Origin of the sequence: Odoribacter sp. Z80 (genome assembly GCF_009935865.1) — a bacterium.
Lineage (GTDB): Bacteria > Bacteroidota > Bacteroidia > Bacteroidales > Marinifilaceae > Odoribacter.
In genome coordinates this window covers 25522-52399 of the sequence record NZ_QWEL01000007.1, presented here as the reverse complement: position 1 = coordinate 52399, position 26878 = coordinate 25522, and the positions used below count along the sequence as shown (strand labels likewise).

At 42.7% G+C, this 26878-nt stretch carries 22 protein-coding genes; 15 read left to right on the top strand and 7 right to left on the bottom strand.

What is annotated here, in order from left to right:
• Window positions 1-32 precede the first annotated feature (32 nt).
• The 5 genes from sprA (at window position 33) to D1136_RS07560 (ending at window position 10165) form a co-directional block, all read left to right on the top strand.
• Complete coding sequence (gene sprA, locus D1136_RS07580) at window positions 33-7289, top strand: cell surface protein SprA (RefSeq protein WP_161877033.1); 7257 nt, start codon at window positions 33-35, stop codon at window positions 7287-7289.
• 47 nt (window positions 7290-7336) lie between these two features.
• A complete protein-coding gene (locus tag D1136_RS07575) occupies window positions 7337-7975 on the top strand; it encodes an MBL fold metallo-hydrolase (protein WP_161877032.1) in 639 nt (212 codons plus the stop codon).
• Window positions 7976-7989: 14 nt separating this feature from the next.
• Window positions 7990-8679 carry a 5'-methylthioadenosine/adenosylhomocysteine nucleosidase gene (locus D1136_RS07570; RefSeq protein ID WP_161877031.1) on the top strand — a complete coding sequence of 230 codons (690 nt, stop codon included), beginning with the start codon at window positions 7990-7992 and terminating at the stop codon, window positions 8677-8679.
• Window positions 8676-9158: an S-ribosylhomocysteine lyase gene (locus tag D1136_RS07565; RefSeq protein ID WP_161877030.1), complete on the top strand. Its 483-nt coding sequence runs from the start codon at window positions 8676-8678 to the stop codon at window positions 9156-9158. Before D1136_RS07570 ends, D1136_RS07565 begins: the two co-directional genes overlap by 4 nt.
• Before the next feature lie 287 nt (window positions 9159-9445).
• Window positions 9446-10165 carry a leucine-rich repeat domain-containing protein gene (locus D1136_RS07560; protein WP_161877029.1) on the top strand — a complete coding sequence of 240 codons (720 nt, stop codon included), beginning with the start codon at window positions 9446-9448 and terminating at the stop codon, window positions 10163-10165.
• A 7-nt stretch (window positions 10166-10172) separates the two neighbouring features.
• Here the strand turns inward: D1136_RS07560 and D1136_RS07555 are convergent, their stop codons facing one another.
• Window positions 10173-10379: a hypothetical protein gene (locus D1136_RS07555; RefSeq protein WP_161877028.1), complete on the bottom strand. Its 207-nt coding sequence runs from the start codon at window positions 10377-10379 to the stop codon at window positions 10173-10175.
• A 222-nt stretch (window positions 10380-10601) separates the two neighbouring features.
• Between D1136_RS07555 and D1136_RS07550 the strand changes: the two genes are divergently transcribed.
• Both D1136_RS07550 and ubiE read left to right on the top strand, forming a co-directional pair.
• Window positions 10602-10898: a DUF3276 family protein gene (locus tag D1136_RS07550; RefSeq protein ID WP_161877027.1), complete on the top strand. Its 297-nt coding sequence runs from the start codon at window positions 10602-10604 to the stop codon at window positions 10896-10898.
• Between the two features lie 84 nt (window positions 10899-10982).
• On the top strand, window positions 10983-11675 hold the full coding sequence (ubiE, locus tag D1136_RS07545) for a bifunctional demethylmenaquinone methyltransferase/2-methoxy-6-polyprenyl-1,4-benzoquinol methylase UbiE (RefSeq protein WP_161877026.1): 693 nt from the start codon (window positions 10983-10985) through the stop codon (window positions 11673-11675).
• An 11-nt stretch (window positions 11676-11686) separates the two neighbouring features.
• On the opposite strand, the gene menA is transcribed toward ubiE, so the two are convergent.
• From menA to rsmA, 4 genes are all read right to left on the bottom strand, one after another.
• Window positions 11687-12586, bottom strand: coding sequence for a 1,4-dihydroxy-2-naphthoate octaprenyltransferase (menA, locus tag D1136_RS07540; RefSeq protein ID WP_161877025.1), 900 nt, complete (start codon window positions 12584-12586; stop codon window positions 11687-11689).
• A 2-nt stretch (window positions 12587-12588) separates the two neighbouring features.
• The gene (locus tag D1136_RS07535; RefSeq protein ID WP_161877024.1) at window positions 12589-13872 is read right to left on the bottom strand and encodes an arginine deiminase family protein; all 1284 of its coding nucleotides are present in this window, start codon (window positions 13870-13872) and stop codon (window positions 12589-12591) included.
• 121 nt (window positions 13873-13993) lie between these two features.
• Window positions 13994-15364 (bottom strand): magnesium transporter, encoded by a 1371-nt coding sequence (mgtE, locus tag D1136_RS07530; RefSeq protein ID WP_161877023.1) that lies wholly within the window; start codon window positions 15362-15364, stop codon window positions 13994-13996.
• 22 nt (window positions 15365-15386) lie between these two features.
• Window positions 15387-16175, bottom strand: coding sequence for a 16S rRNA (adenine(1518)-N(6)/adenine(1519)-N(6))-dimethyltransferase RsmA (rsmA, locus tag D1136_RS07525; protein WP_161877022.1), 789 nt, complete (start codon window positions 16173-16175; stop codon window positions 15387-15389).
• An 83-nt stretch (window positions 16176-16258) separates the two neighbouring features.
• Between rsmA and D1136_RS07520 the strand changes: the two genes are divergently transcribed.
• Genes D1136_RS07520 through D1136_RS07505 form a run of 4 tightly spaced genes read left to right on the top strand, consistent with a single transcriptional unit; the run spans window position 16259 to window position 20611 of the window.
• Window positions 16259-17281, top strand: coding sequence for a lysylphosphatidylglycerol synthase transmembrane domain-containing protein (locus D1136_RS07520; RefSeq protein ID WP_161877021.1), 1023 nt, complete (start codon window positions 16259-16261; stop codon window positions 17279-17281).
• Window positions 17268-17897 carry a 16S rRNA (guanine(527)-N(7))-methyltransferase RsmG gene (gene rsmG / locus D1136_RS07515; RefSeq protein ID WP_161877020.1) on the top strand — a complete coding sequence of 210 codons (630 nt, stop codon included), beginning with the start codon at window positions 17268-17270 and terminating at the stop codon, window positions 17895-17897. The genes D1136_RS07520 and rsmG overlap by 14 nt, the downstream gene beginning before the upstream one ends.
• Before the next feature lie 49 nt (window positions 17898-17946).
• The gene (locus tag D1136_RS07510) at window positions 17947-19398 is read left to right on the top strand and encodes a glycoside hydrolase family 125 protein (protein WP_161877019.1); all 1452 of its coding nucleotides are present in this window, start codon (window positions 17947-17949) and stop codon (window positions 19396-19398) included.
• 28 nt (window positions 19399-19426) lie between these two features.
• Window positions 19427-20611 (top strand): sugar MFS transporter, encoded by a 1185-nt coding sequence (locus tag D1136_RS07505; RefSeq protein ID WP_161877018.1) that lies wholly within the window; start codon window positions 19427-19429, stop codon window positions 20609-20611.
• 24 nt (window positions 20612-20635) lie between these two features.
• Here the strand turns inward: D1136_RS07505 and tatC are convergent, their stop codons facing one another.
• Together tatC and D1136_RS07495 are read right to left on the bottom strand one after the other, a co-directional pair.
• Entirely contained in the window at window positions 20636-21424 is a 789-nt protein-coding gene (tatC, locus tag D1136_RS07500) for a twin-arginine translocase subunit TatC (RefSeq protein WP_161877017.1), read from the bottom strand.
• Between the two features lie 12 nt (window positions 21425-21436).
• Window positions 21437-21631, bottom strand: a complete 195-nt coding sequence (locus D1136_RS07495) for a twin-arginine translocase TatA/TatE family subunit (protein WP_202623096.1) — start codon at window positions 21629-21631, stop codon at window positions 21437-21439.
• Window positions 21632-21904: 273 nt separating this feature from the next.
• On the opposite strand from D1136_RS07495, the gene D1136_RS07490 reads away from it, so the two are divergent.
• The 4 genes from D1136_RS07490 to D1136_RS07475 all read left to right on the top strand — a co-directional run bounded on the left by D1136_RS07490 (window position 21905) and on the right by D1136_RS07475 (window position 26792).
• On the top strand, window positions 21905-23092 hold the full coding sequence (locus D1136_RS07490) for an anaerobic sulfatase maturase (protein ID WP_161877090.1): 1188 nt from the start codon (window positions 21905-21907) through the stop codon (window positions 23090-23092).
• Window positions 23093-23243: 151 nt separating this feature from the next.
• Entirely contained in the window at window positions 23244-25136 is a 1893-nt protein-coding gene (rho, locus tag D1136_RS07485; protein ID WP_161877016.1) for a transcription termination factor Rho, read from the top strand.
• 103 nt (window positions 25137-25239) lie between these two features.
• Complete coding sequence (locus tag D1136_RS07480) at window positions 25240-25398, top strand: hypothetical protein (RefSeq protein WP_161877015.1); 159 nt, start codon at window positions 25240-25242, stop codon at window positions 25396-25398.
• A gap of 215 nt (window positions 25399-25613) precedes the next feature.
• Window positions 25614-26792, top strand: a complete 1179-nt coding sequence (locus D1136_RS07475; RefSeq protein ID WP_161877014.1) for an ATP-binding protein — start codon at window positions 25614-25616, stop codon at window positions 26790-26792.
• Window positions 26793-26878: the final 86 nt, after the last annotated feature.

Here is a 26878-nt window from a genome sequence, read left to right as displayed (position 1 = left end):
TGCGGTATTTTTGGTTATTATCGTTTATAATTGTGTCATGTTATACTGTTTTCGGGGAAATTCCGGAAACAGGATATTTATCCGGTGACCTTACCGGAATTTCTTCTGATACCCTTTTATTTCCGATTCGGGAGGGGCGGGACCGGGAAATCCGGAGTGATGTACCTTCTTCTGCTTTATTTTTAAAGCAACCTTCCAATATAAAAGATACTGTTGTATATGACCCTGAAACGAAACGGTATGTAGTAATGAGCCTGATAGGCGGACGGTATCATTACAACCGCCCTTATTCCCAGACTTTGCAGGAATTGATAGAAAAGCGTTCCCGGATGTCTGTCTATGAGTATAACCGGCAACAGATACAGGAAGGGAATAAGTATGATTTTAAGAATCTGGTTTCTGAGATTCAATTTCTGGATCGTTTGCTGAGTCCGATTTTTGGAAGAAATAAAGTGAATATCAATGTTCAGGGGTCGGTTGAATTGATGTTGGGAGTGAAAACCAATAAAATCGACAATCCGACTTTGCCTATAGATATGCGAAAGACCACTACGTTGGACTTCGATGAAAAAATCCAGTTTAATATCAATGGAAATATTGGGGACCTGATTAACCTGGATTGGAGTTATAATACCGAGGCGACCTTTGATTATGAGAATGTATTGAAGTTGAATTATGAAGGGAAGGAGGATGATATTGTCAAGAAAGTGGAAGCCGGGAATGTTTCTTTGCCGTTGGCGGGAACCTTAATAACGGGCGGACAGAATCTTTGGGGCTTTCGGACTGATTTGCAGTTCGGAAAATTGTCTATGGCCAGTATATTTTCCCAGCAAAAAGGGGAAGCCAAAGTCATCCAGTTGGAAAAAGGGGCGCAAAAACAAGAGTTTGAATTATCGGCTCAGAATTATGAGGCTAACCGGCATTTCTTCTTGTCTCGTTATTTCCGGGACACCTATGAAGCTGCATTGCAAAATCTTCCGGTCATAAACAGCGGTATTTCCATTACAAAAATAGAAGTGTGGGTTACCAATAAAAGTTCCCGTTTCGACCGGGCCCGGAATATTGTTGCTTTTGTAGACCTGGGAGAGAGCCAGAAGAACATTTCTAATCCGGAATTTCGTGGAACGGGGGTATATCCTTCCAATGAGACCAATAATCTTTATGCCAAGATGACAGAGGGAGAGTATCAGGGCATACGGGATATTAATCAAGTGTCCAGAATATTGGGAGGATTTAAGTCGGGACAGGATTATGAAAAGCTGGAGAATGCCCGTTTGCTTGACCCGTCGGAATATATATTGAATGAAAAGTTAGGGTATATTTCTCTGAATTCGGCTCTGAATACCGATGAGGTACTTGCTGTGGCTTATGAATATACGCTGAGAGGAGAGATATATACCGTCGGGGAATTGACTTCCAATGCGTTGGCGGCTCCTTCCACTTTAGTTGTAAAAATGTTGAGGAGTACCACCCAGAGCCCCAATATGCCTACCTGGGATTTGATGATGAAGAATGTCTATAATATCGGGGCTTATAACTTGAGTTCGGATGATTTTGTTCTGGATATTCTTTATCAGAATGACAAAGCGGGAACCAAAGTGAATTATCTGCCTGCAGGAGATATTAACAATAAAATTCTGCTTTCCGTAATGAATCTGGACCGTTTGAACTCACAACTGGATGCTATTCCGGACGGACGGTTTGATTATATAGAGGGAGTGACGGTTTATTCCGGTAAGGGAAGGATTATATTCCCCGTGCTGGAACCTTTCGGGACTTGGCTGGAGAAGAAAATCAATAATCCCTCCGTAGCCAGACAGTATGTCTTTCAGGATTTGTATGATAAAACACAGAGCGAAGCGGAACAGAATGCTGAGAAAAACAAGTATTATTTGAAGGGGAGTTATAAATCTTCTTCTTCTTCTTCTTCCGAAATTTCGTTGGGAGGAGGAGATATTCCTCAAGGTTCTGTGAAGGTGATAGCAGGAGGAGTTGAATTGACGGAAAACATTGATTATCGGGTGGATTATACGATGGGTACCGTAACTATTATTAATCAGTCTTTGCTGGAAGCTGCTACCCCGATTACAATAAAAAGTGAAAACCGTTCTTTATACGGGATGCAAACGAAGACTTTGGTGGGTACCCATCTGGATTATAAGTTTAACGATAAGTTCAATATCGGGGCTACGATTATGCATATGGGGGAAAAGCCTTTAACCCATAAGGTCAACTTGGGGGAGGAGCCTTTATCGAATACCATCTGGGGATTAAATGCTTCATATCATACGGAATCCGGATTCCTGACCACTTTAGTGGATAAATTGCCTTTTATTCACACCAAAGTAAAATCCCATTTGACGGTTGATACGGAGTTTGCTAAGTTTCAGCCGGGTACGGCCAAGGGGAGTGGAGGAAATGCTTATTTGGATGATTTTGAAGGGAGTAAAATTTCTCTGGATATGAAGGGGGTGACTCAATGGAAGCTGGCTTCTACTCCTCAGGATGAGACTTTCCCGGAGGGAACTTCGGATTCTTTAAATTACGGATATAACCGGGCGAAGCTGGCATGGTATGTGATAGACCCTATTTTCTACCGGATGTCTTCGGCTACACCCTCTCATATCCGTGCAGACAAGGAGCAGCGTTCCAATCATTTTGTCCGGGAAATCCGGCAGACGGAAATTTTCCCGAATAAAGACCTGGCGGTGGGGGATGTAAATATCATTCCGGCTTTAACGGTGGCTTATTATCCTTCGGAGCGGGGTCCTTATAATTTTGATCCGGGGATTGACCGGAACGGAAAATTGCCTGACCCTCAGAAACGTTGGGGAGGAATGATGAGATCCATCAGTACCAGTGATTTTGAGGCTGCCAATGTCCAGTATCTGGAAATCTGGCTGATGGATCCTTTTGTGTACGACCCTCAGCATAAGGGAGGTGACGTGTATTTTGACCTGGGAAGTATTTCTGAAGATATTTTAAAGGATGGACGGAAATCTTTTGAAAATGGTTTGCCGACCAGTGCGGAACCGGTGAACATAGATACTACGGTTTGGGGACGTGTGCCCAGTGTGCAGTCTATTACGAACGGTTTTGACAATAATGACCAGGCCCGCCGTTTTCAGGATGTCGGGCTTGACGGTATGAATGATGAGGAAGAACGGGTGTTTTATGCAAAGTATCTGGAAGATCTGAAAGCTAAATATGGGGCGGATTCAAAAGTATACCAGGAGGCTTGGAATGACCCTTCCGGGGATAATTTTCATTTTTTCCGGGGCTCGGACTTTGATGCATTGGAGACCCCCATATTGGAAAGGTATAAGCATTATAACGGGACAGAGGGAAATTCGCCGACGGCTGATATGTCGCCCGAATCTTATCCGACAGCAGCAACGAATCTGCCCGATGTGGAGGATATTAACGGAGACAATACGCTGAATGAAACGGAAGCGTTTTTCCGTTATCATCTGGAGCTAAAGCCGGAAAAGATGAAAGTGGGAGAGAATTTTATCACCAATATCACTACGGCAGAGGTGGAGTTGCCGAATGGTTTTACCGAAGAGATTAAGTGGTACCAGATTAAAATACCTTTAACTTCCCATTTACCTAATCCTCATGGAGGAATATCCGATTTTAAATCCATTCGTTTTATGCGGATGTTTTTGAGGGGCTTCCAGGACAGTGTGATATTGAGGATGGCTGCTATGGATCTGGTTCGGGATAATTGGCGGAAATATGACCAGCCTCTGGACAATCAGTTGGTTACTTCCGAAAAGACGGTTTTTGACGTATCGGTAGTCAGTCTGGAAGAAAATGCTTCGCGTACACCGGTCAATTATGTCATGCCTCCCGGGGTTGACCGGGTTGTGGATGCTACGAATCCCCAGTTGAGGGAGTTGAATGAGCAGGCAATGTCTTTGAAAGTTAATGATTTGCAAGAGGGAGATGCCCGGGCTGTTTATAAGAATTTTAATAAAAATCTGTTGCGCTATAAGACCCTTAAAATGGATATACATGCGGAGGCACTTAAAGAATCGGCGCTTGCAGATGATGAACTGACGGCTTTTATTCGTTTGGGAAGTGATAATGTAAACAACTATTATGAATATGAGGTTCCTTTAAAATTAACGGCTCCGGGGTATTATGGCTCTGATTTGCCAGGACGGGAAGCCGTATGGCCGGAAGCTAACCGTATTGAGGTGCCGTTGAGGTTGTTTCAGGAGCTTAAGTTAAGAAGGAATACGGAAATCCGGGCGGCAGGACGGGAGATAGATTACAGTGAGGTTTACGGAATGCTGGTGAGTGAGTTGGACGAAAATACAGCTTCTTCCAGAGCCAGCCATCGGATTAAAGTGAAGGGAAAACCTACTTTGGGAGATGTTCGCAATGTGGTGATCGGAATTCGTAATCCCCGGGGCGACCGGATGAAAGGGGAGCGTTCGGTTGAAGTATGGGTGAATGAATTGCGTTTGTCTGATTTTGATAATAAGGGGGGATGGGCGGCTAATGCCCGGATAACGGCTAAACTGGCAGATGTGGCTACAGTGAGTTTTGCCGGTAGCCGGATGACCCCTGGATTCGGCAGTATAGAGCAACATGCCAGTGAAATTGAGCGAGAAGACTTTCGTTCTCTGGATTTTTCCACCAGTGTGGAGTTCGGTAAATTTTTTCCGGAAAAATGGAAGCTGAGAATACCGATGTATTATGCATATTCCCGCCAGTCGACCTTGCCGGAATACGATCCCACGGATACGGACATTCCGTTGGATGTAGCTTTAAAAAATGCTGCAAACCGGCATTTGCGGGATTCTATCAAGCATCAGGCAGAGGATTATATGATGCGGAAAAGTCTTAACTTTACTAATATCGGTTTTGAAAGCCGGGATGGAAAGCCGCATTTGTTTTCTCTGGCCAATCTTGCCCTAACGTATTCTTATAATAAATCTTTTGCCCGTAATGTAAATACAGAGTGGGATCTGGAGAAAAACTACAGGGGATTGCTCAGTTACATTTACAATGGAATGCCGTCTATTGTGGAGCCCTTCAAGAAATTTAAATCATTGAATTCAAAGTATTTGAGGTGGATTAAAGATTTTAATTTTTATTACATGCCTTCGATGGTTTCCATCACCTCGGATATTACGCGGAATTACAGGGAGATTAAATCCCGGAATTTAGACAATCCGGGATTGTTGATTACTCCTACTTATGATAAGGATTTTACGTGGAGCCGGGATTATGCTTTTAAGTTTAATCTGACCCGTAATCTGGTGGTGGACTTTCATGCTACAGCCCAGGCGCGTATTGATGAACCGGAAGGGATTGTGGATAAGCAGCGCGATCCGGAGCGTTATCAGCAGTGGAAAGATACTGTTTGGCATAATATTCTGGATGGCGGACGTCCGATTAATTATAATCACGATTTTTCTGTGCAATATACCTTGCCGGTCAATAAATTGCCTTTCTTGGACTGGACTTCTGTTCAGATGGCTTATTCTACCCGTTATGATTGGCAGGCGGCAGCAATAACGATTGATTCTACGAATCAGGGAAATGTCATACGGAATGCGAATTCTTTGCAGGTAAACAGCGACCTTTCCCTGACCTCTTTGTATAATAAATCAAAATTCATTCGGAATATGAATCACCCTTCGCGCCGTCAAAGAGGAAAAAACGTGAAATTTGAAACTGGGTTGAAGAATTTAAGAAAAGGCAGGGATGTGGTGATACGGCATAAATTGAAGACGGGGGATATAAAAGCCCGCCTGACATCTGCTGATGGGAAAAGTATTAAATTGGGGTATGAATCTGTCGGGCGAAATAAAATCCGGATTATTCCGGACCAGAATCTGGAAAATGGGAAGTTGCTGGTTTCCGGAACCCAATTGCCGCAAAGCGGTGTAGGAAATTCTATTGTCCGTTTTTTGGTGGGGATAGTTACTGGTTTTAAAAGTATCAATATTGGTTATTCAGAAGACAAGGGTACGACTTTACCCGGATTTTTGCCGGAAGCCCGTTGGTTGGGACAACAAAATTACAACGGAGGTTCGGCCCCGGGATTCAAATTCTTATTCGGTGGTCAGAAGGATAGTTTTGGTTTGGAGGCAGCCCGCAAGGGATGGATTACTACGGATTCTTCGCAGAATAATCCGTATTTGATGAATGCTTCCCGTACGATTTATGTGCGTGCTTTGTTTGAGCCGGTGAAGAAACTGAGGGTTAATTTTACTTCCAATTGGAGTCGTTCCCGGAATAGCAGCGAGTACCTGATTTATCAGGATGGGGAATTTAACTCTATGAATAAGATGGTTTCCGGTAATTTCAGTATGTCTATCGTCGGGCTGAAGACTGCTTTTTGTCAGGTGGGGAACAGTACGGGAGCTTCTGCTGCGGTTTATCAGGAATTTCTGGAAACCCGGAAAAAAGTGGCGGCAGAGTTGGCACAAAAGCGATATGGGCACGCATTTGATAAAGGAGATATTCCGCTTAGGGATGCTAAAGGAAAGTTGACAGGATTTTATGATGGGTATGGACCGTTATCACAAGAGGTGTTGATCGGTGCTTTTACCAGAGCCTATGGCGCCGGGAAGCATTCCAGTCTGATACCGAATGTCTGGGCAATGCGTCCCAATTGGAAGGTGGCATATACCGGTTTGACGGATATTGCTTTTATGAAAAAAGTATTCAAGTCTTTTTCTTTGAACCACACTTATACTTGTAAATATAATATCGGTTCTTATGCTTCTAATCTGAAGTATGCGGAAGATGTAAGGGATGCTCAGGATAATTGGATGGCGATGTTTGATGTGAATATGGTTTCTATCAATGAGCAGTTTAACCCGTTAATCAGTGCAGATATGGTGTGGATAAATAATCTGACTACTCATTTCGATATGAATCGGCGACGGGACATTAGTTTGAGCCTGGTGAATGCACAGCTGGCTGAAACTTCAAGCAATGAGGTGGTTGTAGGGTTGGGATACCGGTTTGGTAGTATTCCTATTTTTATGAAAGATAAGAAATTGGATAATGATATTAATGTTCAGTGTGATTTCAGTGTTCGCAGGAATAATACCATCATCCGGCGCATCACTGAAAGTGTGGACCAGTTGACTGCGGGCCAGAAGGTTATGAGCTTAAAAATTTCTGCTGATTATACCTTTAATAACAGGCTTAATCTGAGACTGTTTTATGACCGGGTGGTGAATACACCTTATATTTCACTTTCTTATCCGACAACCAATACCAATTTTGGGTTGAGTGTGCGTTATACGCTGATGCAATAGAAGAGGGATTTTTATTATTTTTGTACTTCAATTAATTGTTGATAGATATGGAGTATAAAATTTTTGTAAATAATTCCTGGCAGGAGAATACTGTTGTTTTGTTTGATGATACCGGGGAGGCTATTGTGGTTGACTGCGGTTGCTTCGGACGGGCGGAAGAAAAAAGATTGGGGGATTTTTTTGTACAAAGCAAATTAAAGCCTGTTGCTTTAATAAATACGCATTTGCATATAGACCATATTTTTGGAAATAACTTTATGAAAGAAGCGTATGGATTGGAGGCCCAGGTGGCAGAGGAAGATAATTTTTATATAGAGCATGCGGTGGAATATGCCGCTATGCTGGGTGTAAGAGGAATCACCCCTCCGCCTGCTGCGGGGAAATTTCTGAAAGAGGGTGACCGTATTGTTTTTGGAAATTCTGAATTGCAGGTACTGGCTGTTCCCGGTCATTCTCCCGGTGGTTTGTGTTTTTATAGTGAGAAAGACCATTTATTGCTTACCGGCGATTCGTTATTTGCGGGAAGTATCGGACGTACTGATTTGCCGGGGGGCAATACCCGACAGCTGTTGCAGGGAATCCGGAATAAGTTGTTTGTATTGCCGGATGAGGTGAGGGTAATCCCGGGACATGGTCCGATGACCTCTATTGGGGAGGAAAGAAAACATAATCCTTTTTTTAATTAGTTGAAGATATTTTTATGGACAAGATAGGAATTATAGTAGCTATGGGCTCTGAATTTCGGTTGGTGGAATCTCTGTTTGAGTCCGAAGAGGAAGAAAAAGCGGGAGCGTGTCGTTTTGTCAGAGGGAAAATCGGCTCTAAAGAAGTGGTATTGATGCAGGCGGGAATCGGGAAGGTTTGTGCTGCTGTCGGTGCTGTGGAAATGATTGGTCGCTTTAGGCCGGAATGTATTCTGAATACGGGAGTTGCCGGTGGGATAGATGAAAAGTTACGGGTGATGGACATCGTAGTTGGCCGGGAGGTTACCTATCATGATGTGTGGTGTGGGGAGGGTAATGAAATAGGGCAGGTACAGGGTATGCCTTCCCGTTATCCGGGAGCGGAAAATTTGTTGCAGGCGGTCCGGAATGTCAAAACGGATGTGGCTTTATGGGAGGGACTGATTTGCAGTGGCGATCGTTTTATTACCGAGCGTAGCGCTCTGGAGGGCATTAAAAGGGATTTCCCGGAGGGATTGGCCGTTGATATGGAAAGTGGGGCTATTGCACAGGTGTGTCACATTTACGGGGTGCCTTTCCTGAGTTGCCGTATTATCAGTGATACGCCGGGGATTGTGAAAAACCATGCCTTGCAGTATCAGAACTTCTGGACCATTGCACCGGAAAAATCTTTTGAAGTATTGAAACAAATGATAGAAAAAATATGAAAAAAATACCGAGTTTTAGTATTAATCATTTACGCTTATTGCGTGGAATTTATGTTTCGAGGAAAGATTACCTCGGAGATCAGGTAGTTACTACTTTTGATATCCGGATGAAGGAGCCTAACCGGGAACCGGCTTTAGGGTACGGGGAGTTGCATACCATAGAACATTTGGCTGCTACTTATCTGAGAAATCATCCTGTTTACGGAGAACAGATTGTTTTCTGGGGGCCTATGGGGTGTTGCACGGGAAACTATTTTCTCATGAAAGGGGATCTGGAAGCGAAAGATATTGTTGAATTGATGAAAGAAACTTTCCGTTTTATCCGGGATTTTGAAGGAGACGTGCCTGGAGCTTTGGCCAGGGATTGCGGAAATTATTTGTTACATAATTTGCCTATGGCAAAGTATGAGGCAGATAAATATCTGAAAGAGGTATTGGAAGTGATACAAGAAAAAAATTTAATTTATCCAACAGATTAATTATTGTTTACAAGTAAATAATAATTCGAATAAACATTTATTTGGGGAATAATGTTTATTTTTGCGGAAGAAGGAAAGCAGAGAGCTGCATTCTAAATATATGATTTCGTGATTTTAATTTTACAGTAACCAAACCGCCGAATTTTGAATATGAACAGTAAAATTGAAATGCACACGTGGTATACGTTGGCCGTTCAATTTATGTTCATAGGTGCTCGGCGGTACCGGTTACTGATTGGACCGGCCCACGTTTATTTTTTGGGGGAGAGGTCTATAATTTAATGCCTATGAATACTTTCCCTATAATGTTTGGACGTCGTTCTGTAAAGATAAAAAGCGGTGATTTATTAAGTGCCGTCCGATTGAAGTTGGAAATTAAGAAAGAAACGGAAATATGTCTGGGTATTTTTGCTGATGCTTTCATTATAGATTGGGGGGATGGAGAATCGGGAACGCAGTTTGAACATTATTATGAGCAACCGGGTTATTATACGTTAAAAATAGTCGGTGCTGCTATTCATGCTTTAGATTTGTCGAAAATACACCTCAAAGAGATTGTTTTTGAGAATTGTATTTGGTTGGAACATTTACGATGTAGTCAGAACCAGTTGCGCGAGTTGTCGCTGGATCAGTTACCGGAATTGGTGACATTGGATTGTTCGGGGAATCACCTGGAAGAGTTGAATCTCGAAAAAAATAATTGTTTACATTGGTTGGATTGCAGCCGGAATGCCTTGTACTCTTTGAAGTTGTCTCCCGTAAGTCAGTTGGCTTATTTGTATTGTTCCTGTAATCATTTAAAGGAACTCAATTTCTCGATGTGCAAAAAGTTGTATTGTCTGGATATCGGGTATAATGAGTTGCAGGCTCAGGAACTGAACATTTGTTTTGCCGGCTTGCACCAGGTGCGTGGTGCATTGAGGGCAGGAATCATGCTGGAAGGGAATCCCGGCGATCAAAAGTGTAAATTGGATATATTGCACATCCGGGGGTGGGTGATATCCTGAAATAAATTCAGTCGAGATCTATGGGCTTGTAATTCTGGCGTTCCAGTTGGTCTGTTGTATTGGCACAATGGATTCCTCTGTCTTTCATGGCTTTGCTTTTTCCGATATGGGTGTTGGGAAATTTTCCGTTTTTTTTCAGAAGGATGCTGATGCTTAGACCGATTAAGCAGAGACCAAGAAAAATAACGACTAAAATAAATACTGGCAGTAGCATGATATTGTGTATAAAACTTTGTTTAAAGCAAAGATAAGATATATTATTTTTTATCTGGAGAGAGAGTAATGAAAAAAAAACTTAAATTATAGCTTATATTCTTAGGATTTTTCTACATTTGAAACTCCAAACGGAAAAGGAAACAGGTGGTGTTCCTGTTTTAAAAAGAGAGATGTGGTAAAGTAAGGAATCAGTAAACATTTTATATAAAAAACTAAGATGATGGAAGAATACGGAAAAAACGAGGGATTTGAAATGAGTGAAGACCGGGAAGAAGTTTATTCAAAAGCAGTAAAAGCCGGAAAAAGAACTTATTTCTTTGATGTAAAGGCTACGCGGAATAATGATTATTATTTAACGATTACTGAAAGTAAGAAAAAGTTTGATAAGGACGGCAACTCAAGTTATGAGAAGCATAAAATATTCTTGTACAAGGAAGATTTTGAAAAATTTGCTGAAGGACTTGATGATGCTGTGGAAGTAGTAAAGAATGCTCTGGAAGGAAAATTGCCGGAGTAAGGAGAATCGGAAACCGGAAAGGAAGAACTGAGGGATAATCCCTTGGTTCTTATTTTTTTGTCTTTTCTTTGTAACCGTCTTATTATGGCAAAAAAAGAAATTGTTCGGGGTATTTTTAATGATATAGCACCAAAATACGATTTGCTGAATCATCTTTTATCCATGAATATAGATAAAAGATGGAGGCGGCAGGCAATGAAATATATCGGGGAGAGGGAAAAAAACTGTTTGCTGGATGTAGCATGCGGAACTGGTGATTTTTCAATTGCCGCTTGTCGGATGGGAGTCGGGCGGGTGACAGGTATTGATATTTCTGCCAATATGGTAGAAATTGGGCGTAAAAAGGTAAGAGAACTGGGGCTGGAAGCGAATGTCGACTTGAGAATCGGGGATAGTGAACAAATGGAATTTGCAACCGGGGAATTTGATGTGGTGACAGTGGCTTTCGGGGTGCGGAATTTTGAACATTTGGAGGCAGGGCTGAGAGAAATGCAAAGGGTGCTTCGTTCCGGAGGTAAGGTGATTATCCTGGAGTTTTCTATGCCGGAACATTTTCCGATGAAGCAATTGTATCAATTTTATTTTCGTCGCATATTACCGGTCATTGGAGGTTGGCTTTCCGGTAACCGGGGGGCTTATTCTTATTTGCCGGAGTCTGTCATGAAATTTCCGCAGGGGCAGGTTTTTCTGGATATTATGGAAAAATGCGGTTTCAGGAATACATTTCGCCGGAAACTGAGTGGTGGAATAGCCAGTATTTATGTCGGTGAAAAATAATCCCGGTTGTTTTAAAATTGTGCACCGAGGCCTGAAAGAATTGCAAATACAAGGGTAGACAGGGAGAGTGTCTTTAACTGGGAATCCAACATTTGCCCTTGATTTCGGCAGACTTTTCCCAGGTGGATGACAAACAAGGGTAAAGTAAACAAAAAGATAAAGCCGTAACAGGTCCGGCTATATTGTGAAGCATAAATAGTCATGCACACAAAAGCACTGCATACGAGTGTGTAATGATAAATCTTTGCCCTGGTAATTCCGATAAGCACTGGAATAGTATGTTTTCCGCATTTGGTGTCGTTTTCTATGTCCCGCATATTGTTTAAGTTTAAGACTCCCATGGAAAGGAATCCTATGGCGGCTGCCGGGAGAAATAAGGCGGCCGTGATTTGCCGGGTCATTAAAAACCAGGAACCGGTGACACTTAACAGTCCGAAAAACAGAAATACAAACAAATCTCCCAAGCCGTGATAACCGTAGGCTCCTTTTCCTACCGTATATTTAATGGCTGCTATGATAGAAGCTGCTCCCAACAGGAGCATGAGCAGACTGTCCCTGGTGAATAAGCCGGAGAATGCTGTGTATACAAGGGCTGTTCCCGAAATAGCAGATAAACAGATAAATACAATAATCGTACGTTTAAACTCTTTCAGGGGTAATGCGCCTGATTGTATACTGCGTATGGGGCCCAGTCTTTCATTGTTGTCGGTACCTTTTTGCAGGTCACCCCATTCATTGGCCAGGTTGGAAAGAATTTGCAGGCAGAGAGTTGTTGTGACGGCCAGAATAAAAGGCAGTGTCTGAAAATATCCGTTGCTTAGGGCCAATAAAGATCCCAGCAAAATTCCGGATAAGGATAAAGGAAGAGTACGTAGCCTGAAACTCGCTATGTAGTGTCTGATTTTATCCATATTTATAAGTTGCTCCGATTGACAGGCATGGTCATACAACGGGCACCGCCACCGCCCCGGGGCAATTCGGAACCGTCAATAGTAATCACGTATTTGCTATGGTCGTTCGGTGTTATTTTACCGGTGATGAAATCATTGGCGCGGATGATTTCAAATCCGGCGTTGTTCATTGCTTCGATGGTGTAGTTGTTGCGGGCGTACCCTAAAACCTGCCCTGGACCTACGGCAAAGAAATTGGCTCCGCTATGCCATTGTTCGCGTTCCTGATTCCAGTCGTCGCTGCCTCCGCAAAGTACCGGTTCCAGATCCATACCCAGCTTTTTGAGGGCACTGAGCAGATTCTTTTCTGAACGTATACTCTGAAGTTTGCCATTCTGGATTTTGATGTGCACTGTTTGATAATTGCCCGGATTCAGGATTAGTGGTTCGAACACCATACATTTATCCCGGTCCAGGAGAGTAAATACCATATCCAGGTGGATAAAGGATTCCGGTGTCGTGGGCAATTGCTGGATAATGAGGTGTTGGGTTTTATCGCTCTTGCGTTGCATAAACTCGGAAATCAGCATATCAATGGCCTGGGTGCTGGTGCGTGCTCCGTTGCCGATGACCAATATGTCTTCGCGTGCAATTAAAACATCACCGCCTTCGATTGTGCGGGTGCGCTGGTTGGATCCCGGTATCGGAGGAATGGTCAGGGTATGTGTTTTGAATTCGGGAGTGAAGTCAAAAATAGATTGCATGATGACTGATTCCCGGTCCCGGATGGAGTTAGCCATACGTCCGATTAATACTTCATTGTACATACTCATTGAAGCATCCCGGGTAAAAAAGAAATTATGCATGGGGCGCAATGCATACCAGTCTTTACTCAGAAATTTTGTCAGATTGTCTTTGACCATTTCTACTCCTTCTATGAGCAGGCGGGAAAGATTTTCTGCACTTTCGCCCTTTAGTTGTTCCTTCAGACTTCCTTTGGGAGACTCCTCGCCGATGAACGGTTCTATTTTTTCAATCCGGTTCAATACTTCGGCTTTGGTGTTTTCATCCCGGAGAATATTGCATAGTAAATCTTTCACTTCATAGGTTCGGGTCAGTTTCGACAGGACTCCTGAAATCTGCTTGTATTCTTCCCGTGCAATGGATAGATTGATAATATCACTATATAGGGCTCTTTCTGCATTTTCGGGAGTCATGTTTTCTACTTCTTCACCGGGAGTATGGATGATGACTCCGTTCAGTTTTCCGATTTCCGACTGGACATTTACTTCTACAATTGGATTCATATATAAGATTTAGCTCTGTTTTTGTTTCGATTACCGTTACAAAAATAACACTTAAAATATTAGTAACCTTTTAATTACATCTTATAATTATGCAAAAGGGGGAAATAATTATGCACATCGGTTACATGCCCAGACTTCCCAGTACAAATCGTCCGGTAAACAGATAAATGTTTAAACCGATGATGTCGTTGGTTAACGTGATGAAGGGGCCGGTGGCTAAAGCCGGGTCGATGTTCATTTTGTTTAATAGTAACGGGAAAGCGGTACCGAAAATGGAGGCAAAAATAATCACAACAAAGAGAGCTATGGTTACGGTGACCGGCATTGCCATGGTGGGCATGCCGAAAGCTAAGGTCAGCAGAAAAATGATGGAAGAACAAATGGTTGCATTAATGAGGGCTCCCCCCAAATCTTTCATGATATTGCTAAAACCGTTTTTGAGACTGAGGGAATTGGAGGCAAGTCCCTTTACCACAATTGCTGAAGACTGTATTCCAACGTTTCCTCCCATAGCGGTGATGACGGGGATAAACATGGCTGTAACAGGGAAAAGAGCTATTTCCGCTTCATATTGGGAAATCATCCAAGCGGAAACCATACCTCCGAACAAGGCAATGATCAGCCACGGAAGCCGGGCTTTGGTTTGTGCCCAGATGCTGTCTGAAGATTCGACGTCCTGAGAAATACCGGACATCATCTGATAATCTTTGTCTGCTTCGTCTTTGATAAAATCGACCACATCGTCGATGGTAATACGTCCGGCCAGGCGTCCTACCTGGTCGATAACGGGTACGGCGACCAAATCGTATTTTTGCATGATATGGGCAACCGATTCTGCCGGTTCATCGGTTTTTACTGAGATGATATCCGGATAATAAAGGTTTATGATTTTAGCAGAGGTCGGAGCAGTAATCATCTTCTTTAAAGACAGCCTTCCTTTTAACTTGTTGTCGTCGTCCACTACATAGATGTTGTAGATTTCATCCAGATTTTCAGCCTGGCGGCTGACTTCCCGCAGGCAGGTAAGGACTGTCCAGTTTTCGTTGACCATGACTAACTCTTTGGCCATCAGACCTCCGGCAGTATCTTCGTCGTAATGCAGCAAATCGACGATATCGCCTGCCTGCTCCAGGTCTTCCATGTGAGACAGGATTTCGTGTTGCTGTTCATTGGGCATGCTGGCAACCAGGTCGGCAGCATCGTCCGAGTCCATATTGTCGATAAATCTTCGGGCAATGGTTTCTGCCGGAAAAGATTCAAGGAAATGTACCCGTTCCTCTTCATCAATTTCGGCCAGTACGTCACTGGCTTTTTCATTTTCCAGGAGCAAAAAGACAAATTGTGCCCTTTCGTTGTTCAGTTCTTCCAGAATTTCTGCAATGTCGGCGGGATGTAAGTCGGCAACGAGATGGGTGACTTCGGTTTTATTTCCGGTATCAATCAACTCTTCCAGTTGACTGAGAAATTCATGAGTTAATTCAAATTGTTGCATAGGGCCAAGATGCTATAAGATATTAATTTACCGGTGTGTGACTGGGGCGGGATTGTTCTATGCTCCGGCAAAGAAGTAGAAAATCCTCTATGCTTAGCTGCTCCGGACGTTTGTTCAGGTATTCCGATTCAAAATCCGCCGGGAGAAGTCCTCGCAATGCATTACGCAGAGTTTTTCGGCGTTGGTTGAAACCGGTTTTTACCACATTGAAAAACAGTTTTTCGGAACATCCCAAAGTTTGTCTTTCATTGCGGGTAAGGCGGATGACTGCTGATTTTACTTTTGGAGGCGGGTCGAATACTTTTTCACCTACCGTGAAAAGATATTCGATGTTATAAAATGTTTGCAGAAAAACACTTAAAATACCATAGGTTTTATTGCCGTGGTTAGCAGAAATCCGTTCTGCCACTTCTTTTTGAATCATACATACCACTTGCGGGATGAAATCCCGGTTTTCAATAATCCGGAAAAAAATTTGGGAAGAGATATTGTAAGGGAGATTTCCAATGATTGAAAAGGGATGGTCATAAAGTTCAACAAGTTGGGTTTTCAGGAAATCACCATATAAAATCCGGTCCTGGTGTTCCGGGAACTCCTGATGAAGGTATGCGATGGATTCCTTGTCAATGTCAATAGCCCGTACTGAGAAATTGGCGTTGTGAAAAAGATGGCGGGTTAATACTCCCATTCCCGGTCCTATTTCCAATACGTCCCGGGTGAGGGGTAACAGACTGTCAGTAATTTTGTGCGCGATGTTCTGGTCGCGCAAAAAATGTTGTCCCAAACTTTTTTTTGCTTTTACTATACTCATGATACAAAAATAGACAAATTCGCTGAAAACGATGTAGGGCTGACCAATATTTTGTACATTTGCGCAAATATCGTGATAGGCTTATGCGTCTTTTGTTAAAAAACACCATAAAATTTTTTTTGTTTTCAGGGGTTTCTGTGTTGCTGTTTTGGTTGGTGTACCGTGACCAGGACTGGAATGTGTTATTGGACGTTTTCAGGCAAGATGTAGATTATACCTGGATAGGGATAGCTTGTGTATTGGGGTTGGCCAGTCATATAAGCCGTGCCATGCGCTGGCAATTGCTGACGGCTTCTATGGGATATAAAATTCGGTTTTGGAATAGTTTTATGGGAGTCATGACCGGTTATTTTGCCAATTTGGCCATTCCCCGCATGGGAGAATTGACTCGTTGTGGGGTTGTCAGTAAATATGAGAAAGTGCCTTTTTCATATTTATTGGGGACGGTAGTTACCGAGCGGGTGATTGATATGATGATCTTGTTGGTACTGACTTTTGTTGTTGTTGTGACCCAATTTAAGGTGATTGTGGATTTTTTGAATGCCAATCAGGAAATTAAAGAAAATCTGTTTGCCTTGTTTCGGTCGTCCTGGATTCTGGGGGTGCTGATTGTCATCGGGGCGGTTGTCGTACTAATGTGGAAATCTGGATTGAAAACCAAATTCCGGGGGCGTATACATTCTTTTGTCTGTGGGCTGAAAACCGGTCTGTTAGCTGTGAGAGAGGTGGAATACAAGTGGTTGTTTGTGGCTCATTCTTTGTTCATTTGGTTCATGTATTTCCTGATGTTTTATGTTTGTTTTTTTTGTTTTCAGTTTACTTCTCATTTGGGAATACTGGTGGCTTTGACTATTTTTGTTTTGAGTAGTTACGGAATGGTAGCTCCGGTGCAGGGAGGGGTTGGTGCGTGGCATTTTATGGTGATTGCTGCTTTAAAGATTTATTTACCCGATCAGCCTGATATAGGCAGCTTATCTAAAGCCTTTGCTTTGTTGACGCATGGTTCGATGACTTTGTTGTATATTGTTGTGGGAGTTGTTTGTGTGGTTGCATTACCCATTTACAATCGGGATTTTTTTAAAAAAAGTGATTATGGAAAAAAGTGAATTGATTTTTTCTTATTTCCCTGATTTGACAGAGGTACAGAAGGAACAATTTGCCTGTCTGGAAGATTTGTACCGGGAGTGGAATGCGAAAATTAATGTCATTTCCAGAAAAGATATGGATGCCTTTTGGGTACACCACGTATTACATTCCCTGGCTATTGCGCAGGTTATCCGGTTTTGTCCCGGAACAAAAATTATGGATGTGGGAACCGGTGGTGGTTTTCCGGGAATCCCCCTGGCTATTTTGTTTCCGGAAGCTGATTTTTTTTTAGTGGATTCCATCGGAAAAAAGATAAAGGTGGTGGAGGGGGTTCGGGATGCTCTGGGTCTGAAAAATGTAAGGACCAGACAGATGCGGGTGGAAGAGGTGAAAGAAAAACAGGATTTTATTGTCAGCCGGGGAGTGACAGCATTCCCAGCCTTTGTGGATTGGGTAAAAGATAAAATCCGGCCGGGTTTGCATCAGCCAATTGCAAATGGGATACTTTATTTAAAAGGTGGGGATTTTGAGGAAGAAGTGAGACCGTATGGAAAGAAGGTGAGATTGTATGCGGTTTCAGATTTTTTCCGGGAAGAATTTTTCGAGACAAAGAAAGTGATACACCTGGCTTTTTAGCAAGGCTGATGATTTTTAAAGTGTGTTTATTATATTTCAATAGTTAAAAATGGTAACGAGAAGGGATTTTCTGAAAAAAGGCGGTTTGGCAATTGCCGGACTGGCTTTGGGTGGGTCGTCTCTGAAAACGGTGTTGGCTGCCCCTAAGGTGAAAAGAGGAATGGAATATGTGTGTTTGCGTCCCCGTCCGGAAGAACGGCATTTTACTTCCAAAGCGGTTGAAGAAGTAATCGCAAAAGTCAAAAAACAATTGAGAGATCCTAAATTAGCATGGATGTTTGAAAATTGTTTTCCCAACACTTTAGATACTACAGTATCTTTTCAGATGACAGAGGGGCGTCCGGATACTTTTGTGATTACCGGAGACATCCATGCGATGTGGTTGAGAGATTCGGGAGCTCAGGTATGGCCTTACGTTCCTTTGTGCAAGCACGATGAGCAGTTGCGGTTGTTGGTGGCGGGAGTCATTAACCGCCAAACCCGGTGCATTCAGTTGGACCCCTATGCCAATGCTTTTACCAATGGGGAGGTTTCCAGTGAATGGGCTTCGGATTATACTCAGATGAAGCCTTATATCCATGAACGGAAATGGGAAATCGATTCCCTGTGTTATCCGGTGCGGCTGGCCTGGAAATACTGGAAAGTCACCGGCGATACAAGTGTTTTTGATGGGGCATGGGAGAAGTCGATGAATTTAGTGGTACAAACGTTCAGGGAGCAGCAGCGGAAAGAAAGTAAGGGACCTTATCGTTTTCAGAGAAATACCCCCCGTGCTTCAGATACTTTAAATGTAGACGGTTGGAATAATCCGGTGAATCCGGTGGGAATGATTGTGTCCTGCTTCCGTCCGTCCGATGATGCTACTGTTTTTGGATTTTTGGTGCCATCCAATTTGTTTGCCATCCAGTCGTTGAGGCAAATAGCGGAGATTGCTGAACAGGTGACCGGTAATATGGCTTTGGCGTCCGAATGCCGGAGTCTGGCAAATGAGGTGCAGGAGGCTGTCCGCAAATATGCAACGGTAGAGCATCCCAAATATGGGAAAATATACGCTTTTGAGGTGGATGGATTTGGAAGTGCCTACTTAATGGATGATGCTAATGTACCCAGTTTACTGGCTATGCCTTATCTGAATTCCGTTCCGGCGGATGATCCGGTATATCAGAGTACCCGCCGCTTTGTATGGAGCGGGGATAATCCTTTCTTTTTCAGGGGAAAGGCAGGGGAAGGAATAGGCGGTCCGCATATCGGTTACGATATGGTATGGCCGATGAGTCTGATTATGCGGGCTTTCACTTCTCAGGATGACGAGGAAATCCGTCAGTGCCTCCGGATGTTGAGAGATAATGATGGTGGCACTGGTTTTATGCATGAATCCTTTCATAAAGACGACCCGTCCAAGTATACCCGTAAGTGGTTTGCCTGGGCGAATACTTTGTTCGGAGAGTTGATTGTGCATCTGATTGACAACGGCAAATTGTCGGTCTTGAATAATCTTTGAATGACAGAACTTTAAATTCAAAATAAAAATGGAAAAAAAGAGTAAATGGATGTACATCTTACCCGTGATGTTCGGTTTTTTTATCATGGGATTTTGTGATATTGTGGGTATTTCTTCCGACTATGCGCAGAAAGCTTTCGGATGGTCTCCCGCCATGACCGGTTTTATTCCTTCTATGGTGTTTATTTGGTTCCTGTTTTTGGGTATTCCGGTGGGAGTATGGATGAACAAGTGGGGAAGAAAGAATACGGTGTTGCTCAGTATGGGGGTTACGGTTATTGGAATGGTTCTTCCTTTGATTGCTTATACGGCTGTGACCTGTATGATTGCTTACGCTTTTCTGGGGATCGGAAATGCTATTCTGCAGGTTTCTCTGAATCCTTTATTAACCAACGTGGTGACGGATAAAAAATTGCTTACGAGCAGTCTTACTGCCGGACAGGTGGTAAAGGCTTTGTCTTCCCTGGCAGGACCGGAGATTGTTTTGTTGGCAGTGCATTATTTCGGCCATGGGGACACTCAATTGTGGTATTATTGTTTTCCGATATTGGGAGGAATTACCCTTTTATCCGCATTGTGGATGATGGTTACGCCTATACCCCGCGAGAAAATGGATAATCATACGGCAGTTGCTTCTTTCGGAGCTACTTTTGCCTTGCTGAAAGACAGAACGATATTATTGCTTTTCCTTGGTATCTTTTTTGTTGTTGGAGTGGATGTAGCTACCAATTACATTAGTTCAAAGTTGATGGTTACCCGTTTTCAGTGGGTTGCCGACCAGGCTAAATTTGCTCCCCAGGTTTACTTCCTAAGTCGTACGGTAGGGGCTTTTCTGGGGGTTTTTCTTATGACGAAGATATCTGAAATAAAATATTTCCGGTGGAATATTGCAGGATGTATAGGCATCCTGGTTGTTTTGGCTTTGGCAGAACACAATGCGGTTTTGAATTTGGTTTGTATTGGCGGAATAGGTTTCTTGTGTTCCTGTATTTTTTCCATTATCTATTCTATGGCGATGCAGGCACGGCCTGAAAAGGCGAATGAAATTTCCGGGCTGATGATTACGGCAATTGCCGGTGGTGGGGCTGTCACTCCGGTCATCGGATTGGTAACGACAGAAAATAGTATGGTCGGAGGAGTATTTGTCATAATGGCCTGTGTATTTTACCTGACCTATTGCGCTTTCGGGATAAAAGTTAAAACATCCCTTTAAAATTATAAAGGATGCAGAAAACAGTTAACTGTTTCTTCGGACCACCTGAATGCTTAATTCGTAGAGGAGGTATAGGGGAAGGGTGACCAATAAAAGGGTGAATACGTCGGAGGTGGGAGTGATGATAGCTGCAAGGATAAGGATTCCTACAAACGAATGTTTTCTGTATCTTTTAAGCAGATTGGCATTGACCAGATGCAATTTGGCGAGAAACCAGGCTATGACCGGAATTTCAAAGGCAGCTCCCAGCAGCAGTGATAACATGATGAAACTGCTGATGTAGGAAGACAGAGAAATCAGATTGGTAACCGTTTCGCTTACCTGGTAGGTTGCCAGAAAACGGAAAGACAGCGGGAAAATAATAAAATAGTTCAGGGTAATACCCGCAAAGAAGAGAAAGAAAGCCGGGAAGAGGATTTTCAGGCAAATTTTGCGCTCTGCTTTATGCAGGGCAGGGCTGACAAATTGGAAAAGCAGGTAAATGATGTAGGGAGAGGCTAATAGCAAACCCGCATATAAAGCCACACTCATGTGGGTCATGAATTGAGAGGTTAGCTGGGTGCTAATCAGTTCTACCTGGAAGTTGCCTGTTTCCAGAGAGGGCATTGCATATTTTTGAGCCAGGTTGTTGAAAAAACGGTAAAGGATAAAATCCGGCCGTTGGGGCGCTAAAACAATGCTGAATAGAAAATCTTTGAAAATAAAAGCGATACAAGTCAGGGAGAGAACAGCCAATGCCATGCGGAAAAAAACTTTTCTGAGTTCATCCAGATGTTCCCAGAACGTCATTTCTTTTTCGTTTGAATCTCCCATGCGGTCTTGCAATTACTCTTTTTCTTTGTTTTCCTCGTTTTTTGCGTCTTCTTCTGTACCGTTCATTCCGTCTTTGAAGCTTTTTACTCCTTTTCCAAGCCCTTTCATTAATTCGGGAATTTTTTTCCCTCCGAAAAGAAGTAGTACAATCAAGGCAATAAAAAGAATTTCTTGACCTCCCAGGCCGAAAATAAGTAGTTTGTCCATTTTTTTGATTTTAGAAAAGACAAATCTAATCATTTCTATCCATATTTTTGCTACAAAAGATAAAAAGCTTAGGTTATTATACTGTGAGATGATAATCTTATATAGAGATGGGGGCATTCTTTGCAGGAGAGGTTGCAAAGAAACGGTAAAACCGTTATTTTTGACAAGTTAAAGATAACAGTGTAAAGAATTATGAGTGCAGAGAAATCCGGGCAGACGGCTTCGTTTCTTTTTGAGCGGGAACGGGGGAAGTTGCAACGCAGTTTTTCAACGATGGTAAAAGTGGTGGGACCGGTATGCAATTTGGATTGTGACTATTGTTATTATTTAGAGAAGAGTGCTTTATATCCGGAGAAGAAGTTAAATCTTTCTTCATTCAGAATGAAAGAGGAAATGCTGGAAAAGTTTATCCGGGATTATATTTGTTCGCAACCTCAGGAAAGGATTGAATTTATATGGCATGGAGGGGAGCCGACATTGGCGGGATTGGACTATTTCCGGAAGATTATCGTTTTGCAGCAGAAATACAGTGAAGGCAAACAGATTACCAATGTTTTACAGACTAACGGTACCTTGATTACGGACGAATGGGCAGAGTTTCTGGCCCGGCATCAGTTTTTGTGCGGATTGTCTATCGATGGTCCCCGGAAATTTCATGATAACCACCGGCGGTTTACGGATGGTCGCGGGTCATGGGAAAGAGCGGTAAATGGTGCTCGTTTGTTCCGGAAACATGGAGTGGAGTTTAACACCATGTCGGTGGTGAATGCCAGCAACAGCAAGGAACCGGTTGCCGTGTATGAGTTTCTGAAAGAACTGGGAAGCCGGTTTATGCAATTTTCTCCGATTGTGGAGCGGATTGCTTTGGATGAAAAAGAGGCTCTTTCTGTGGTAGACCGGCGTTATGACAAGGAAACGGCATTGATGGAAGAGAATGTCAGTGCTGTGGACTGGGGTAATTTTTTATGCCGTATATTTGACCGTTGGGTCAGGACAGATGTGGGGTATTGTTATGTGAATTGGTTTGATAATACGCTGGCAGCTTATGTCGGTCAGACTCCTTCCCTTTGTTCGATGGCTCCTTATTGCGGGTGTTCATTGGCTGTAGAGCACAACGGAGATGCTTATTGTTGTGATCATTTTGTATTTCCGGAATATAAGTTAGGGAATATTGCAGAACATAATATTGGTGAGTTAGCTAAAAGTGACCGGCAGTTATTTTTTGAGCAGTATAAAAAAGATTTCTTATCGGCGCGGTGCCGGTCCTGCGCTTATCTGGCTGCATGCGGCGGGGATTGTCCGAAAAATCGTATTGCGGAAACTGCAGAAGGAGAGTCTATTTCCTGTTTATGTCAAGGATTCCGGATGTTTTTTGAACATACCCGGAAGTACTTTGAATTTATGGCCAATGAACTGAAACATCAGCGTCCGCCGGCAAATGTCATGAAAATGAAATTCTGACATGAATAACGTATAGTCTGTATGTTTCCCCGGGACAAATCTTCCTTAAAAATTTTGGTTATAAACTTTTTATTTTTAATTTTGTGACATATTTCAATTCCGCTTGTTTCTACACAGGCGATTTTCTACAAAACAATCCAACCATTACTATATGTATGACATTTTGGAACTAAATGACAAATTGCTGTCAGATTTGCGGCAAATTGCTAAAAAGTTAAATATTAAACGAGTTGAGTCTTATAAAAAACAAGAGCTGATATATAAAATATTGGACCAGCAGGCTTTGGTCGCTGCGCAGTCGGAATCTGTTCCCGAAACAGCTACGGAGATGCCGGCAGGGGAAGGTGAAAGGCGGGAGAAAAAACCGCGTGTGCGGGTCATGCGTATGGGTGTGGAGAAGGTTGGTGATTCCAAAGGAGGGGTGCAGAAATTTGCCCGGCGTGAAGAGGGAAAAAAAGAAGAAGCGCGTGCAGAGGAGGTAAAACCGATGCCAGAGGTGGTTGCAGAAGGGCATAAAGCGGATAATCAGCCTCGTCAGGATGAGCGGCGCCGGGAGGATTTCCGGCAGGGGCAAAACCAGCGGGACGATAAATGGCAAGGTAAGCGCAAGGAATTCGTAAAGAGGGAGAGAGCACAGCAACAGGGTGAGAATCGCAAAGAACGGGTACAACGTGTGGTACACGATGATATTCTGGAAAAAGATTTGGAGTTAAAGGGCGGAGATGAAGAGTTTGAAAAGGCTCCCTATGAATATGTGGTGGAATCCCAGGAGCAATCCATGGTGGCTGAGGTGTTGGAACATCATTATGAGGGGACTTCTCTGGAAGAGAATAACCGTTATGAGGAAAATAGGCGGGAAAATGGAAACGGGAACTTTAATACCAATAAAATGCGTTTTGATAAACGCGATAAATATTATGAATTTGAAGGAATTATCCTGAATTCGGGGGTACTGGAAATTATGCCGGACGGATATGGTTTCCTGCGTTCTTCCGATTATAATTACCTGAATTCTCCGGATGATATTTATGTTTCTCAGAGTCAGATTAAACTTTTCGGTTTACAGACAGGTGATACGGTAGAGGGAACTGTTCGTCCGCCCAAAGAAGGGGAGAAGTATTTTCCTTTAATTAAAGTGGAGAAAATCAATGGCAAGTCTCCGGATGCTGTGCGTGACCGGATTCCTTTTGATCATTTGACACCTCTTTTTCCCAATGAGAAATTTAATTTGACGGGAAATGGCAGAGCGACTCTTTCTACCCGGGTAGTGGATATTTTTGCTCCGATTGGGAAAGGTCAGCGTGGTTTGATTGTTGCGCAGCCGAAAACCGGTAAAACTGTTTTGTTAAAGGAAATAGCCAATGCCATTGCGGCTAATCATCCGGAGGTATATCTGATTATCCTTTTGATTGATGAACGTCCGGAGGAAGTAACGGATATGGCCAGGAGTGTAAAAGCGGAGGTGATTTCTTCTACTTTTGACGAACCGGCCGAACGTCATGTGAAGGTTGCTAATATTGTATTGGAGAAAGCAAAACGAATGGTGGAGTGCGGACATGATGTGGTCATTTTGTTGGATTCTATCACGCGTCTGGCCCGCGCTTACAATACCGTATCTCCGGCTTCCGGAAAGGTTCTGTCCGGTGGTGTGGACGCCAATGCCTTGCATAAGCCTAAGCGTTTTTTCGGTGCGGCACGGAATATCGAGGATGGCGGTTCGCTGACGATTTTGGCGACGGCTTTGACTGAGACCGGATCGAAGATGGATGATGTGATTTTTGAAGAGTTCAAGGGTACGGGTAATATGGAATTGCAACTTGACCGTAAATTGTCCAATAAACGGATTTATCCTGCTGTGGATATTACAGCTTCCAGCACCCGGCGGGAAGATTTGCTGATGGAAGAATATACCTTAAACCGGATTTGGATTTTACGGAATTATCTGACAGATATGAATTCTATTGAAGCCATGCAGTTTGTGAAGGACCGTCTGGAAAAAACAAAATCCAATGAGGAGTTTTTAATTTCCATGAATGATAAATAATGGTAAATTACCGGAACGGATCGTTCGAAAGAGAGTCTTTCGGACGATTTGTTTTTTATGCCTTTCAGTTTGTATCAGAAAACTAAGTTTGTAAAATAGGCAGATGTATAAGATGAAGGCGAATGATTTGTTGCCGATAGCCGGTTGGTGTATCGCAATACCGGCGTTACAAGCTGAAGAACCTGTTAAACAACCGAATATTGTTATTATTCTGGCTGATGATTTGGGGTTTGGAGATTTGTATTCCTCCGAAGGTGCATGAAGGATATTGGGTGGCTCCTATGGAGTTGGGGAGAGGAGAAGAAACCCAACAGTTTCAGGTGAAAAAAGAGATGGGGTTGTGGAAAACAGACTCCATTTTTTTTAAGGATTTCCTAATTTGTAATAAGTCTAAATTACACTTTAATCCTGTATTTGCTATCTCTGGATTGCACTTTTAATTATTTTCTACTATTTTTGTATTGCAAAAATACAGAAATGAACAGTTTAGTCAGTACACACCACACGCTTTTGAAAGAACGTAGTTCTGCAATCCGGCGGGGATTAATGGATCGGATTAATCGAAAGAGCCGTCTGATAGCCGTAAAAGGAAGCCGGGGAGTGGGGAAAACGAATTTTTTATTGGATTATTACAGAGAATACCATTCCGGTGAGCCGACCTGTCTGTATGTCAATATCAATAATTTATTTATAGCCCATGACGGACTGTTTCATTTTGCAGCTTATTTTTATAAACTGGGTGGAAAAGTGTTGTTGCTCGACCAGGTTCATAAATACCCGGAATGGGATAAGGAATTAAAAGCCTGCTATGATGCTTTTCCTGATTTACAGATTATTTTTACATCTTCTTCCATTGTTCGCATCAAATCCAATCCTTATTTGAAAGAAGTGGTGGATATGTATAATCTGAGTGGTTTGTCCTTCCGGGAATTTTTGGAGTTAGAGACAGGAGAAAAATTTTCGGTTTATTCTTTCGAGGACATCATAGGACATCATGAAGAAATTGTAGAAGATATATTGGGTAAGGTAAGACCATTGGCTTTTTTCAGCAATTACCTGGAGTATGGGTATTATCCTATTTATTTGGAGCAAAAGTCGCATATAGATTATTTGTTGAAGAATGTAAACCTTACGTTGGAGTTTGATATTCCCTATGTGCGTCAGATAGAGTTAAAGTATCTGGTTAAGCTGAAACAATTGCTTTATATAGCTGCTATTGATACGAATTCTAATGTGAATATCAGTAAATTGAGCTCGGCGATTGGTGTTTCCCGGGCTACTGTGTTGAATTACCTGAATTACATGAAAGATGCCCGCTTATTGACATTGTTATACGATACGGATAATGATGACGATAGTGGAAAAAAACCTAAAAAATTATATATTCATAATCCGAATTTACTGAATGCCGTATGTTTGGATGAGGTTGATCCTGCTGTTTTACGCAAATCTTTTTTCCTGAGCCAATTGTGTCCGGTAGGACAGATTCATTACACTGATCATGCTGATTTCTTGGTGGATGAGAAATACAAAGTGTCAGTATGCCAGGAGGGGAAAGGCCGCAAATTGGAATCTTCCGTTATTGTTATGGAGGATATGATTGAACGGGGCAAAGGAAACGTGATTCCGCTTTGGCTGGCGGGATTTACTTATTGATGAAAAATATAGTAATTAAAAAATGGAGAGGAAAAGTAACGGACTTAAATTGTTTGGTAAGCTGTTTCCAATTCAGAATGAAATAA